Annotated in this window: 14 protein-coding genes; 3 read left to right on the top strand and 11 right to left on the bottom strand. The window is 57.6% G+C overall.

Annotated elements, in window-relative coordinates; genetic code table 11:
* Positions 1-81: 81 nt before the first annotated feature.
* On the top strand, positions 82-1,980 hold the full coding sequence (locus WNZ15_RS05085; RefSeq protein ID WP_342891875.1) for a methyl-accepting chemotaxis protein: 1,899 nt from the start codon (positions 82-84) through the stop codon (positions 1,978-1,980).
* Positions 1,981-2,016: 36 nt separating this feature from the next.
* Here the strand turns inward: WNZ15_RS05085 and WNZ15_RS05080 are convergent, their stop codons facing one another.
* Positions 2,017-2,775 (bottom strand): HugZ family protein, encoded by a 759-nt coding sequence (locus WNZ15_RS05080; protein ID WP_342891874.1) that lies wholly within the window; start codon positions 2,773-2,775, stop codon positions 2,017-2,019.
* A 209-nt stretch (positions 2,776-2,984) separates the two neighbouring features.
* On the opposite strand from WNZ15_RS05080, the gene WNZ15_RS05075 reads away from it, so the two are divergent.
* Entirely contained in the window at positions 2,985-3,440 is a 456-nt protein-coding gene (locus WNZ15_RS05075) for a BA14K family protein (protein WP_342891873.1), read from the top strand.
* Between the two features lie 123 nt (positions 3,441-3,563).
* Here the strand turns inward: WNZ15_RS05075 and WNZ15_RS05070 are convergent, their stop codons facing one another.
* Both WNZ15_RS05070 and WNZ15_RS05065 read right to left on the bottom strand, forming a co-directional pair.
* A complete protein-coding gene (locus WNZ15_RS05070) occupies positions 3,564-4,784 on the bottom strand; it encodes an alanine racemase (protein ID WP_342891872.1) in 1,221 nt (406 codons plus the stop codon).
* Positions 4,785-4,856: 72 nt separating this feature from the next.
* Positions 4,857-5,654 (bottom strand): extensin family protein, encoded by a 798-nt coding sequence (locus WNZ15_RS05065; protein ID WP_342891871.1) that lies wholly within the window; start codon positions 5,652-5,654, stop codon positions 4,857-4,859.
* A gap of 110 nt (positions 5,655-5,764) precedes the next feature.
* Between WNZ15_RS05065 and WNZ15_RS05060 the strand changes: the two genes are divergently transcribed.
* Complete coding sequence (locus WNZ15_RS05060) at positions 5,765-6,391, top strand: LysE family translocator (RefSeq protein WP_342891870.1); 627 nt, start codon at positions 5,765-5,767, stop codon at positions 6,389-6,391.
* An 18-nt stretch (positions 6,392-6,409) separates the two neighbouring features.
* On the opposite strand, the gene WNZ15_RS05055 is transcribed toward WNZ15_RS05060, so the two are convergent.
* The 8 genes from WNZ15_RS05055 to WNZ15_RS05020 all read right to left on the bottom strand — a co-directional run bounded on the left by WNZ15_RS05055 (position 6,410) and on the right by WNZ15_RS05020 (position 11,907).
* Positions 6,410-7,549: a DUF2336 domain-containing protein gene (locus WNZ15_RS05055; protein WP_342891869.1), complete on the bottom strand. Its 1,140-nt coding sequence runs from the start codon at positions 7,547-7,549 to the stop codon at positions 6,410-6,412.
* A 325-nt stretch (positions 7,550-7,874) separates the two neighbouring features.
* Positions 7,875-8,174, bottom strand: a complete 300-nt coding sequence (locus tag WNZ15_RS05050) for a hypothetical protein (protein ID WP_342891868.1) — start codon at positions 8,172-8,174, stop codon at positions 7,875-7,877.
* A 188-nt stretch (positions 8,175-8,362) separates the two neighbouring features.
* Complete coding sequence (locus WNZ15_RS05045; protein ID WP_342891867.1) at positions 8,363-8,962, bottom strand: NAD(P)H-dependent oxidoreductase; 600 nt, start codon at positions 8,960-8,962, stop codon at positions 8,363-8,365.
* A gap of 173 nt (positions 8,963-9,135) precedes the next feature.
* A complete protein-coding gene (locus WNZ15_RS05040; protein WP_342891866.1) occupies positions 9,136-9,390 on the bottom strand; it encodes a hypothetical protein in 255 nt (84 codons plus the stop codon).
* Between the two features lie 230 nt (positions 9,391-9,620).
* Entirely contained in the window at positions 9,621-9,968 is a 348-nt protein-coding gene (locus tag WNZ15_RS05035; RefSeq protein WP_342891865.1) for a hypothetical protein, read from the bottom strand.
* The gene (locus WNZ15_RS05030; protein WP_342891864.1) at positions 9,965-10,429 is read right to left on the bottom strand and encodes a lysozyme; all 465 of its coding nucleotides are present in this window, start codon (positions 10,427-10,429) and stop codon (positions 9,965-9,967) included. Before WNZ15_RS05030 ends, WNZ15_RS05035 begins: the two co-directional genes overlap by 4 nt.
* Positions 10,419-10,634, bottom strand: coding sequence for a hypothetical protein (locus WNZ15_RS05025; RefSeq protein ID WP_342891863.1), 216 nt, complete (start codon positions 10,632-10,634; stop codon positions 10,419-10,421). The genes WNZ15_RS05030 and WNZ15_RS05025 overlap by 11 nt, the downstream gene beginning before the upstream one ends.
* Positions 10,635-11,172: 538 nt before the next feature.
* On the bottom strand, positions 11,173-11,907 hold the full coding sequence (locus WNZ15_RS05020) for a TylF/MycF/NovP-related O-methyltransferase (RefSeq protein ID WP_342891862.1): 735 nt from the start codon (positions 11,905-11,907) through the stop codon (positions 11,173-11,175).
* Positions 11,908-12,358 lie beyond the last annotated feature (451 nt).

Here is a 12,358-nt window from a genome sequence, read left to right as displayed (position 1 = left end):
TCAAACGACAAACCGCGCCTCCGGGCGCGGTTTGATATACAGTATTTCGTTCCAAACGTCGCCACAACGGCATCTGTTCCCTTGCGTAAATCCGCAATCCTGCCGCTGAAAATTCTACCTAAAAGGATTTTTTTCTTCTTATTGGAAAGCATATTTACCAATTTTTCAACCAAGCACAACTTAAGATTGGCATTCCCGGATCCGATTTCAATCGAGGTTGCCCGAATGCATTTAACAAACCCGATTGCCAGCTCTGTATCTGGCAAAATTCTCGTACTCGTTGCGACGCTTTGCAGCGGTCTCGTGATTGTTGCTGCGGTCGCAATCTATCAGATGAACGCAATCGGGAAAGAACTCGCGAATATTGCTGAAAAGGACATCCCGCTCACTGAAGCCATCAGCCACGTAACCACTCATCAGCTGGAACAGGCAGTGCTTCTGGAGCGTATTGTGCGGATTGCCGGGGTTCACGCGAAAGATGAGACCACAGCGCTGCATTCCCTGAAAGCAACCGTGCAGAAACTGGAGATCCAGGTAGGCGAAGAAATCTTGAAAGCCGAGAAATTGGCCCAGTTCGCTCTCGACCATTCAACCACAGAAGCGGAGCGCAAGGAGTTTCTGCATGCCGTCGAGCAACTCAAACGTATCGAAGTCGAGTACGCCCAATACAAGGCCCATGTCGATGAGATATTGCATCTCATAGAAAAAAACGAACTCGTTGAAGCAGGAAACCTGCTCGCGCTGATGGAAGAGGAACAGGAGCGGCTTGATCAAGAACTCCTCGCGCTTCTGGAGGAGATCGAACGCTTTACACATGAAGCCGCTGTGGCTGCCGAAAACCACGAGAAACAGGCACTCCTGCAAATCATCTTCATCGCTTTAGCGACCTTCATTGTCTGTGGCGTCGGGTCCGTGCTTTTTGCCCGCTACATGATTTCCAGGCCTCTCGGACAGGTCTCCAACGGCCTGCTCGAACTCGCCCAGGGCAACACGCAGGTGGAGGTCGTCGTTCGGTCGAGGGATGAAATCGGCAAGGTTGCAGAAGCATTTGAGACGTTCCGCGTGAATACGATAGAAATGAAGCGGCTTCAGGAACAGGCGCGTGAGGAAGAGTTGCAGGCCGAGACAGATCGCAGAGAAACGCGCCTACGGCTGGCTGACGAATTGGAAAATTTGCTGATGTCGAGTTGCGACACCGTGACCGACGCCTTGAAGGAGTTGTCGGAAAGTACGGACCAGCTTGCAAGAAACAGCCAGGATACCGAAGAACGCGCCAACACGGTCGCCGCGGCCGCGCAGGAGGCAACCACGAGCGTTCAGTCCGTTGCTGCCGCTTCAGAGGAACTGGCAAGCTCCATTCAGGAAATAAGTCGCCAGATCATCCTGGCCAATACCTCGACAACCCAGACGTCGGAACAGGCGGAAACATCCTGCAACACCGTCGAAAGCCTGTCCGCCTCGGCCGACGAAATCAACGATGTCCTGAATCTCATCAGTGACATCGCCGCACAGACCAATCTTCTGGCCCTGAATGCCACGATCGAGGCAGCCAGGGCCGGCGAAGCGGGCAAGGGCTTTGCCGTCGTGGCCTCGGAGGTCAAGGCTCTCGCCAATCAGACCGGCCAGGCGACCGGCCAGATCGGATCGCAGCTGAGCGGCGTGCAATCCGGGGCCGCATCCTGTTCTCAGTCCATCATGACCGTCGTCAGATCCATGACCGATATCAGGGACCAGATTTCGGGCATCGCCTCGGCAATCGAGGAACAGAATGCTGTCACCTCGGAAATCGCGATGAATGTGAACCATGTGGCCAGTGGCAGTGAAGACATTTCCCTGAACATTTCCGAAGTCAACCGTGCAGCCCGGACCTCCGGCCAACAGGTAAGAGAGGTCGTAGGCAGAATACAGGAGGTCTCCAGCCATATCGGCACCATTCGGACAGGCCTGAACGACTTTCTCGGGCACCTGCGCGCTGCGTGACAGGCAGGCATGGAGGACTATTGCGGCAGAACCGGCTCATTCGTTTCGAGCTTGCAGAGCCAGAGCAACAAGCGTTGGCCGCAAGTCCTTGGGATCGTCCAGCGGCTCTGTGAACCAGAGCCGTTCAATCCGGTCTCCGGCAACAAGGTCCAGCCCTTCGGGATCGAGACACGCAAGGCGCCAGTTGGCATCCTCCGCCCCGCACAGCACTTCGGCATAGAGCTTTATCGCGTCCCGGTGGTCCTCGTTCATATGCGCCACGGCGCCCGTCTCGAACGCCGCCCAATGCTCCGGATCGTTCACGGGTGCCAGCAGGTCTTCCCGGGTCAGCTCGAATGCCTTGCCGAAACCGCCGTTCAGGCTGGCACGGAGAAGCTCCAGCCGGAAGAATGAAAAGTCACCGAAATCGACATAGAGCTCTGCCTTCGGGTGACGCGCCAGATATCGCGCGCGCAGCCGGTCATGGACCGGGCTTCCTCGTTCCACCTGCTCGGCGTTACAGAAAAGCGAGGTCCGGGGATGAGCCAGAGGGTCGCCCTTCCCGGGTTCGCCGACAAGCAGGGAACAGGCCGGGGTCTTGAGAATGGCGGCGGTGTGACCGGAAAGTGTACTCGTGAGAATGACCGGTGTTCCGTCAAGATCCGTTGCGACGGAGACCCGGCTGGCCAGCGGATGCCCGCTCCCGGCTTCGAGCGCGGCAAGAGCACCGAACCTTGCGGAGCGGATCAGCCCCTTGGCCAGAAGGCGGGCCTCGTCATCAGTCGAACGAATAACGGATTTGTTTTCTGTATTCACGTTGTTCCCTGTTCCTGGTCGAGATCACCGGCAGTCCGGCAACCGGTTTCCGGCAGCATAATACGCGCCCGAACCCGCACCGCAAATCTGAACATCAGATGAACGGACATCTCAGAACCGGTTCAGACCGTGCGTGTCAATCTCCCCCCATCAGCAACGGCGCCACTCACGAATGGCGCGCCTTCGAAGAGAGATTGACGATGAACAGCATGAGCAAACGCATTCTTGCCGCCGCATTGACAGGCGCGCTCCTCCTGCCGACAGTCGCCACTGCAGAAGCCGGACCGAGAAACGGCTGGCAGGATAATCGCGGCGGCCACAACAAGAATTATGGCTCCCATCGCAAACACAAGCATCACAAGGCCCAGCGGCCCAACAGGAATCATAAAGGCAATGGCAATGTTGGCGCTGCAGTTGCTGCCGGCGTCATCGGCCTTGCCGCGGGTGCCATCCTTCTTGGCGCGACCAGCCGGCCGAGCCACGCTGCCCCGCCGCCGGCAAACTATTATCCGCAGGCCCCCTACCCTGGCCGTGTCAGCGGCACCGTCGGTTACCAGCCGTGGAGCCCGGCCTGGTATCAGTATTGTTCGTCCAAGTTCCGTTCGTTCAATTCGTCCACCGGCACTTACACGACCTATGGCGGCGAACAGCGCTTCTGCCAGTAGACCGGGCACCAATCCGGCTGCGGGCCCCAATGGCCCCCATGAACTTGCGGCCGCAAGCAGCCTGCCAGCCCGACTGGTTACCTGCTTGCGGCCGCACATTCATTCGCGGCCTTCACGGCACGCTCAATCCGCCATCGTCTCGATCGACGCGAACCCCTCCGGGGCTTCTCCGGCCTCAAACGGTGTGCTGACCTCGATCACCTTCTCCGGGTAGAAACCGTTGAACCGCGTGCGCAGCGACAGGCTGTAGGCACCGATATGTCCTATTTCGATCCAGTCACCGGTGTCGACGGTCTCCGGCAACCAGAACGGACGGGACAGGATGTCAACGCTGTCGCAGGTCGCTCCGCAGACCTTGAAGGGGACAATCTTGTCGGCCTGCCCGGAACGGGTCCTTCTGGCGGGGTCCGGAATGAACCGCGCCGGCAAGGTGATCTTGCCGGTCCAGCTGTCCGACAAGGAGGCCCAGATACCGTCGTTGATGTAGAGCCGGCGGCCCTTTTTCAGCAGGACACGCACGATCAGCGAAATCGATCGCGCCACAATCACCCGGCCGGGCTCCGCCACCAGCGGCATGTCATCAAACTGCCAGTCGGCGATATCCGTCTTGACCTGGCCCATGAGATCCTCGAGCGATGGCATTTCCCGAACCTTGCGCCGCGGATCATGGCCATAAACCGCGGGAAATCCGCCGCCCACGTCCAGTTCGACGATTGGCACACCTGCCCGCGATCTTATCCAGTCCGCGGATGCCAGGGCGCGTTCGTAGGTTTCCGGATCCTCGATCTGGCTGCCGACATGGAAACACAATCCGCATTTGAAGCCGATCCGGTGGATGCGCTTGAGCAGTTCGACCGCATGTCCCGGCGCCGCCCCGAATTTTTTGGAGAGTTCATAGGCCGCGTGCCCCTTCGTGGCAATGCGCACGAACAGGCTGATCCTGCCTGGATCGATATCCAGGGCGCGAACGATCCTCAGAATTTTGGCGACTTCGTCCTCATGGTCCAGCGAAAGCGTCCGGATGCCGTATTCCTCGAGCGCAAGCCGAATATCGGACTGCGCCTTGATCGGATGCATGTAAAGCATTTCCGCCTTGGGCGCGGCCTTGCGCACAGCGGCGAATTCGGCCGGCGACGCGACGTCGAAACAGTCGATCCCCGCCTTGGCAAGGGCTTTCAGGACAAAGGGCTCGCCGTTCGTTTTTACCGCGTAAGCGGTTTTGCCGGGAAAGAGGCTTTGAAACTGCTGTGCATCCTGCTGCAACACCTTGGGCCGGAAGCAGTAGACAGGCTGATCGGGTCGCAATTCGAGGGCGGCTTCAACAGCGGTTTCATAGCGTTCCATGGGCGGTTCCGGCGTGGGTTGTCAGCACCTCAAGGGAACAATGTTCTGGCTGTATTGCAACACGGGAATGACCTATTGACAGATAATGTAGGTGCAATCGCGGCCATGACAGCCGATATCCAGATGGAAATGGGACTTGTGGTTCGGATCGGCTTCGGGGCCGAGCACAGTAGTGAACCGCTCGCAGGCGGCCGTGTGAATACGCTTGAGAAATCGTCCTTTCGCACCTTGACGACCCCAGTCCTCATCAATTGAAATCCTGGATCCGTCCTGGAATTCGAAGCCGGAAATGTCGATGGCCTTGCCAAGCGCGTGCTCCGACAACTTGCCGTCTGGCTGATTGTTGCGCCTGCGACACTGGTAACCCGGTCCGCTTCCAACGCGAACGGGTTGCGTCCCCAGAAGGCTGTCGGCGGCGGGCAGGACATCAAGAAGAAGCCAATCCGCGACCACTTTCGAAAAGTCGCAGGAAAGCAGCACCGGACCGGGAAAGACAACTTCAACGCTCCCTTGCCGCACACCAATCATCCCGACGGGTTCGGCGATCCCGCATCCCTTGTCCTCGTCCTGGGCCGGGCTGTTAGCACGGTCACCGGAAAACGGTTCCCTGTCTTCGAAAAGAGCGCCTGGAATGACGCATGAGCCGCGAGCCTGTGAATTTTTGGGCTGAGGACCGGCGCGGTCTTGGTGTTCCGGCTCCGGCTCCGACCTCGGCTTGGTACGCGGGATATCGATCCCTTCGACAAAGGGCGTCTGACCGACGCTGCCGAGCGGCTTCATTTCCGGCACCGGCGCTGCGCTACCCGCCTGCGGTATCAACCAGATGAGACCGGCAAGGGCACCCACAATTCTCCATGATGTCTTCCGCATCGGCTTCCGTTCATCCTCTTGAACTGCCCGGCTCTTGAACTGCCTGGTCATGATTGAAGATTCGAAAGCGCAGGTCTATGGTCGACGATCACTTTTGAAGGACGGTCCCCGTGACATTTGAACTCTATGCGGCTTATGTCGTCGCAACTCTTGTCGTGCTCGCCATCCCCGGACCGACGATCATGCTTGTCGTCAGCTATGCCCTCACCCAGGGCCGCAGATCCGCTTTCGCCACTGTCATGGGCGTTGGACTTGGCGATGCGACGGCCGCAATCGCCTCCCTCATGGGGCTGGGTGCCATTCTGGCCACATCTGCGGCCGCATTCAGCCTGCTGAAATGGGTCGGAGCGGCCTATCTGGTCTGGCTCGGCAACAAGATGTGGCGCAGTCGCCCCGAGGCACTCGGCGCTCATCAGGTCGCTCGGGTCCCGGCCAGAAAGATCTTCTGGCACGCCTACATCGTCACCGCGTTGAACCCGAAGGGCATCATCTTCTTCATGGCCTTTCTGCCGCATTTCATCGCGCCGCAAGCCGCGGTCCTGCCCCAGTTGACATTGCTGGGGACGACCTTTGTGGTGCTCGGTGTTTTGAATGCCGCGGTGTACGCCTTGGCGGCCGCCTTCCTCGGCAGAAAGCTGACAAGCCCGTCGCTTCTGCGCCTGGTCAACAAGGTCGGCGGCGCCTTCCTGGTGTCCGCTGCCGCCATGACGGCAACCCTGCAGAAAAGCAGCGGCTAGGGCGGTTTCGAAGACAGGTCAGCGACTGGAGGCGAAGGGAATGTTCTTCTTTACCGGCGCCTCGCCGGCACCGTCCTTTTCAGAACTTGTGCCGAATGAACCGGTTGTCTGCTTGAGGGTTTCCAGAGAACGTTTGGCCCCCGCTTCGCTCAGCGCTGCATAACGTTGGATCGCAGCGTTGAGTTCGAGCCCGCCCATGCCCAGGCGGCGCGCCCGCATGGTCAGAATGTCCTTGTAGGCTTCCGCGGAAACGCCGTTGGCCTTGCACAGGATGATCAGGGGTTTGTCGCTGGCGGTAAAGAGCAACTGGGAGACAGCTGCCGGTGGCAGATCGCTCAGCTTGGCGAGTAGTATGCCCAGTTCCGCCGTCTGGTCGGCCCGTGCGAACTGGGAAACGACATCGTCGATTTTGATCTTCTTGGCGACCACATCCTTGATCAGGGCATTGGACTTTTCGCGGGCATCTTCAAGCTTGTGCGTCCTCGCGGCAACTTCGGTCGCAGCGCGCCCCGCCAGCAGGTGGACAAGGGAGTTGTCCGCGCCCAGCGCACTGATGCGTTCCTTCAGTTCTTCGGTCAGAAGTGGCAGCAGCGCCTGAGCGGCATCTTCGGGCAGGTCCGCGCGGTTGGCCAGCGCGGCCTGGATGGTTTCATCGGAGCGTGCCTTTTCAACCAGTTGCAAAAAGGAGGCATCGGCAAATCGAGCGCCCTTGTTCTCCGCGACTTTGCTCAGCAACGCGGCATCGCCCCGATCCACAAGGACCGTCGTCACCTCCGCGGAAACGGATTCGCGGCAGGCGATCGCGCCCAGATGCTCCATTGACGCGGACGTTGCGATCTTGACCAGGTCTTCGGATGTCAGAACCGGCGAGTTTTCAAGGACGGGCTGCGCGACGGAAATTTCATCCTGCGCAAGTTTCACCATCAGCTCACGGGGCGCTTCCTCGACGTGGCACACTCTCTTCGAAAGAATGACGCGGGTTTCCTCTTCCAGCTGGCCCAGAACCTTGAGAACAATGTCACCGAAAAGAAGGCTTATCTGTTCGTCCCGTTCTTTGCCGGAGCTGACAAAAAGATCGGTCAGCATGCCCACGAAGCTTTTGCGGCCTGTCGCGCTGCTGTCTCTGGCTAGGTCTGTCAGTTTCGCAAGATTAACCATTGTTACTCCAACGCATTGATCGCGCTACGTCGGAGCCTACCATCCCCCCCTTAACAGTAGCCTACCGGGCCAGCCGGGCTCCTGCTTCGAGGGCGTGTTTGACCATCTCGACGCGGTCCCGGTCATCGTTGTTTCGGGTTTTCATTAGCCGGGGCGAAGTTAGCCGGAGAAAAATTGTCGCATGCGTCACCCGGACGGTCTCGTTTATGATCAATATCTTAATTAACAAATCTCAAAGCGGCACAACCGGAAACTGCACTGCGACATTGCAATGCAGCATATTTTTCGCTTCTTTTCCCGCCGACGCTGCCCTAACATTCCTCGGTCAGACAGAGGTAATCGGGAGCGGACATATGACCCTTGTACGGAACCTGAATGTGATTGCCTTTCTTGCAGCTTTCGCTTTTTTGGCTGCAATCGTGGTTGGTTTCATCTGAGCCAACAGGCAGAACGGAATAAAATCGGCCCCTGCACGGGCAATGCAGGCAAAAATTTCAATAAAGAGAATACATAAAAAAATCGGGCCAGCCGCACCAGAAGGTGCTGGCCGGCAGCGATGCCTTGCAGAGAGCGCGTCGAAGACCCGCAGAAACTCATCCGGCTGAGTGGGAATACCGTCGCGCATCGCTCTTGTACTATGCCTTCGCCGCACCTTTGAAATACAACCCTTGGATGCGCTTCCTGATTCCGGGCTCTTTCGCGCGGCTCAGAGACTGACAAACACGGGCACGAGCAACGACCTGACCACCACGGCTACTCTGATGACCGGCATGTATTCCATCCCGGTCATTGAACTGGTCGGGAAATCCGGAATCAGGCCGCAATCTGCAGCGTTTCGGCCAGCGCCGCGTCCCGTTTGGACGGATCCAGCATCAACTGGTCAGCAGCCACGATCTTGACATCTGTAATGCCCATGAAACCGAGCACATGTCCGAGATAGGTCGTCGCGAAATCAATCTCGGAGCCGACCTTGGTCCCTCCGGACGCAACAATCACGTAGGCCTTCTTGCCCTGAAGCAACCCGACGGGACCATTTTCCGTATACTGAAAGGTTTCCCTCGCACGTGCGACCAGATCTATCCAGGCCTTCAACGCAGCGGGAACCGAAAAATTGTAGATCGGCATGCCGATGACGATCGTGTCGGCGGCCTTCAGTTCCCTTACCAGCGTGTCTGACAGCGCCAGTTTCAAGCGTTGGTCCGCGCTCCGTTCAGCCGGGGCCGTGAATGTCGCGCCGACCCAGTCTTCATCCAGGAACGGCAGGCCCTGCGAAACGTCCCTGCTGATGACCTTGGCTTCCGGCGTCTTGCTCAGCAGACCCGTCACCAGCGCGTCCGACAGGTCACGCGTCACCGAACCGGACTTGCGCGCCGAAGCATTGACCTGAAGGATCGTATTCTCTGGATTGCTCATGATTTGCTCCAATCACTGACCGCCGAATGTCGGCATGTTGTTCGTGATCCAGAGGTAATCAGCAGTCGGAGAGCCTTCTAGGCATGAAATACTGAACAGTGTGTCAAGCCACTCGAGAGCCGCCAACAGGCTTCGACACGGCCTTTGCCGGTGGCGGCGGCACGGGCCCCTGGTCAGCCGCCCCACTTGACACTTGAAAAGAGCTTGTAAAGACCGGCCAGCGCCAACGCCCCGACGACCGTGTTGATGATCTTTCCCTTGACGCTGGAAGTTCCCTTGCGCAGATCCCGCAGGAAATGCATGTCCTTTTGGGCTTCCAGAGGCTGCTCGAGATCGATGCCGAGCGCACGCAACACCTCCTGAGCGACTTCCCGGCCACCTTCCCTGCCGCTGTTTCGGGCCAGTTTGTGCAGTTCCTGTTCAGTCACTTCGCCTCCCTCCATATCCGTTTTTGACATCGTCGTACCACGCACCGCACCGATGCAGCTTCGCATTGGCGCGGCCCAGCGCCTGGTCGGTCCGCAACAGGGCCACGTCCAGCGGCTCCCCGATCCTGACACCTGACCTTTCTCTCTTCCGGCAGTCGCCCGGATACGCCGGCAGAAGTCTGGAAGCTTCCAGCCGGCCCGTTTGCAAGGCGGAACGGCTGAGCCGGTCGTCAGCGGTCGCGCAAGCGCTCAACAAGGCCAGGGTGGACAACGCAAGTGTCCTCGACAGCAGAAACATAATGCTCCAATTCCTCAATTGCGGCGTCGGCCTGCGCCGTGGCCTTGTCGATTTCGGTTTGCAGGTGCTCTCGCGCTCTGTCCGACACGGATTTCCGGCGCTTGGTTTCGACGAGCTGCGCCCGCGCGGCCATCAGTTCGTTTTTTGCGACATATTCCGCCACCGCCCTGCGCACCGCGCTTGTTCGATCAATCGTGTGCCAGAGGAAAAAGCTTCCCAGAACGGCGGTGACGGCAAGGAGCGCACATGCGGTGCGGCTCTGCAGGATCAGTCCGATCATCGCAGGCCCTCCAGACAGAGCCTGTGCTCCGCTGTGCGCCGGTTGACCAGGCCGCGCAGTGTCCGCCCGCCGGCCTTCCTGAACCAGGTTGCCGCGTCGCACGCGCCCTTGAGATCCCCGCGATTGAGCCGTTTGCGCGCGGTTGACCGGCAGAAGGCGCCAACCCCGATATTGTATGTCAGGCTGACAAAGGCCACGTAGCTCTTTGCCGGTATGCGATCGGGCCGCTTCAAACAGCCACGCAGGCCGGCTTCGTGGCGCTTGAGCGAAGCAAGCAGCATGCGATCGCATTCGGCCCTGGAGTGCGTGTCCCCAAGCTGCACACCCAGGGTTTCGCCGTAGCAGACGGTCGGCACGCCGACCACATCCCGGTACGCTGTCAGACGAAGCCCTTCCCAGCTCCCCACAAGCGCGATTGCGGCCGCCGCCACCGCCCCGGCAAGGCAGGTCCTACGTTTCATCATCGAAATCCTTTTGAGCGAGAAAACGGGCCACGAAGGCGCCTGAGGTGGCCAGGGCGGAAAACAGCGCCAGATGCCCGGGTTCCAGAAAACCTCCGAGCCACGGAGAAACGGCCTCCACACCGGACAGGAACGCCGCAAGCAGCATCAGCCGCACGCTCCAGGCCCTGCCCAGGACCTGGCGCCAGTCAGTAATGAATTTCATGAAAAATGCTCCCGAGACAAACCGCCCGGTGGGCGGTTCCAGACTGCTGACAAACCCTCAGCCCGTCATTCCGGACAAGTGCAGCAAGGCTGCACGCCGATCCGGAACCCAGCGCGCAAGCGCGAGCGTTAGCGAGCACGGAATCGAGGTAATCGATTGTGATTCTAGAAAATGAGAGCGCACCTTTGGCGCGCAATGCATCTGGTTTGCTGATCTGGCATGCAGCTGCGCTGCAGACTTTCCTGATTGACCCGGGCGGGTTGTCAGCAATCTGAAACCGCCTGGTGGGCGATTCCGCTTTGCAATCTGGTTTTCAATTCGCCATCCGGGACGCGGCGTAAAAAGACACCGGCCCCGGGGCAGTAACTGGCCTTCGGAAATACGCCCGCGATGGTATAAGCACACGGTTCCCTGAACCCGGATCGCTCTTGGCTTGGCCGGAAGAACGACAAGGAAACCACCGTCCCGTCTGGAATTGGGGATCACCGCGTGCGGTTCGCTTTGAACCGAATGATTGAAAATCGTCTGCCGAAAAAGCCTACGGCTTTATCAGCACTCCAGACCCGGTGGGCATGGTCAATATCGAGCAGCCCTTTTTAGACGCGAACTCATTCCACATCTCGTACTGCTCTTCATTTGATTGAAATGCATAATCATCGATAAGAACAATCGCGGATTTCGAAAGCTTGTCCCAAAGCTCTTCAATAACTTCTTTTTCGTACTTCGCGTGATTAAGGTCGACTGAAAGATACGCAATCTTGTCCAGGGGAGCGAGCGCAAGCGTCCCCGGGAGCGCTCCCTGAATCAGCTTCGCATTGGGGAATGGCGAGAAATTTCTTTTGGCTAATTCAAAACACTCAAAATAGATCTTGTTTTGCTTTCTGACTAATTCGCCACCGTCATCAGGAATGCCATCAAAGGTATCGAATAGAAAGAAACTTTTGGAAATTTGATCGAATTTAAGGGTATGACAAATAGTAAGAGAAAGTAGACCAAGGAATACTCCACACTCTACAAAGTCTCCTTCGAGGGTCAAACCATGTTTTGCCGCCCAAACTGCTGTATGAGCCCTCCAACGAACGTCTTTGTAACGTCCACCCCAAGCGGGCCGGTTCCCTTCAACAGCTTTTTCCCAAGCTTTGGCAAAATCTTCATCCGCCATAAATGAGAGATTTTTTTTACGGACACCAATATTATCGCCAATGTAGTCGAAATTCTCATCGACTGTAGCTTTAAACTGCCTTCTGATCGCCCGACCAATACCGAATGCCATAAAACCTCTCACTATTGGAAGTAGTGGGTTGCGAGATTTCACCCTAAAGCAAAACATGGAAATTTTTTACAAGTGTTTTTGTTCACTTCATTCACGAACAGAAATTCGCTAAAATAAAGGTATTCGTTGTCAGCGCAATTGAAATTCAAAATTGATCTCACAAAATATATGATAGTGTCTTAGTTTAAGATTTTTACTCAGACATACGCGGGCAATACAACGCTCCGAACCGATTGACGTACCCGTAGTGAATTGATCATCATCAATATCAAAGATTGCTTATCCCGTTCGCTCAGGGACATACAACATATAGCAATGGAGCATTGGCTTGGCTCTCCGGTGCCAATCGCAGGAGAACAGATTCTTCTCCGATCTGGACCTGTCGCTATTTTGTGCCGCCCCAAGTGCTCGTTTAGGCCACCTTTCGTTCGAAAGCGACCGGGCTTTTCCA

Origin of the sequence: Roseibium sp. AS2 (assembly GCF_038900065.1) — a bacterium.
In the GTDB taxonomy this organism is placed as follows: domain Bacteria; phylum Pseudomonadota; class Alphaproteobacteria; order Rhizobiales; family Stappiaceae; genus Roseibium.
This window is presented reverse-complemented; position numbering and strand designations above follow the sequence as displayed.

Bases quoted from the DNA above. Each gene is read 5' to 3' on its own strand.
- WNZ15_RS05075 (WP_342891873.1), top strand. From the start codon at position 2,985: ATGAGCAAACGCATTCTTGCCGCCGCATTGACAGGCGCGCTCCTCCTG.
- WNZ15_RS05020 (WP_342891862.1), bottom strand. From the start codon at position 11,907: ATGGCATTCGGTATTGGTCGGGCGATCAGAAGGCAGTTTAAAGCTACA.
- WNZ15_RS05030 (WP_342891864.1), bottom strand. From the start codon at position 10,429: ATGAAACGTAGGACCTGCCTTGCCGGGGCGGTGGCGGCGGCCGCAATC.
- WNZ15_RS05050 (WP_342891868.1), bottom strand. From the start codon at position 8,174: ATGCGCGACGGTATTCCCACTCAGCCGGATGAGTTTCTGCGGGTCTTC.
- WNZ15_RS05065 (WP_342891871.1), bottom strand. From the start codon at position 5,654: ATGCGGAAGACATCATGGAGAATTGTGGGTGCCCTTGCCGGTCTCATC.
- WNZ15_RS05055 (WP_342891869.1), bottom strand. From the start codon at position 7,549: ATGGTTAATCTTGCGAAACTGACAGACCTAGCCAGAGACAGCAGCGCG.
- WNZ15_RS05070 (WP_342891872.1), bottom strand. From the start codon at position 4,784: ATGGAACGCTATGAAACCGCTGTTGAAGCCGCCCTCGAATTGCGACCC.
- WNZ15_RS05025 (WP_342891863.1), bottom strand. From the start codon at position 10,634: ATGAAATTCATTACTGACTGGCGCCAGGTCCTGGGCAGGGCCTGGAGC.
- WNZ15_RS05045 (WP_342891867.1), bottom strand. From the start codon at position 8,962: ATGAGCAATCCAGAGAATACGATCCTTCAGGTCAATGCTTCGGCGCGC.
- WNZ15_RS05035 (WP_342891865.1), bottom strand. From the start codon at position 9,968: ATGATCGGACTGATCCTGCAGAGCCGCACCGCATGTGCGCTCCTTGCC.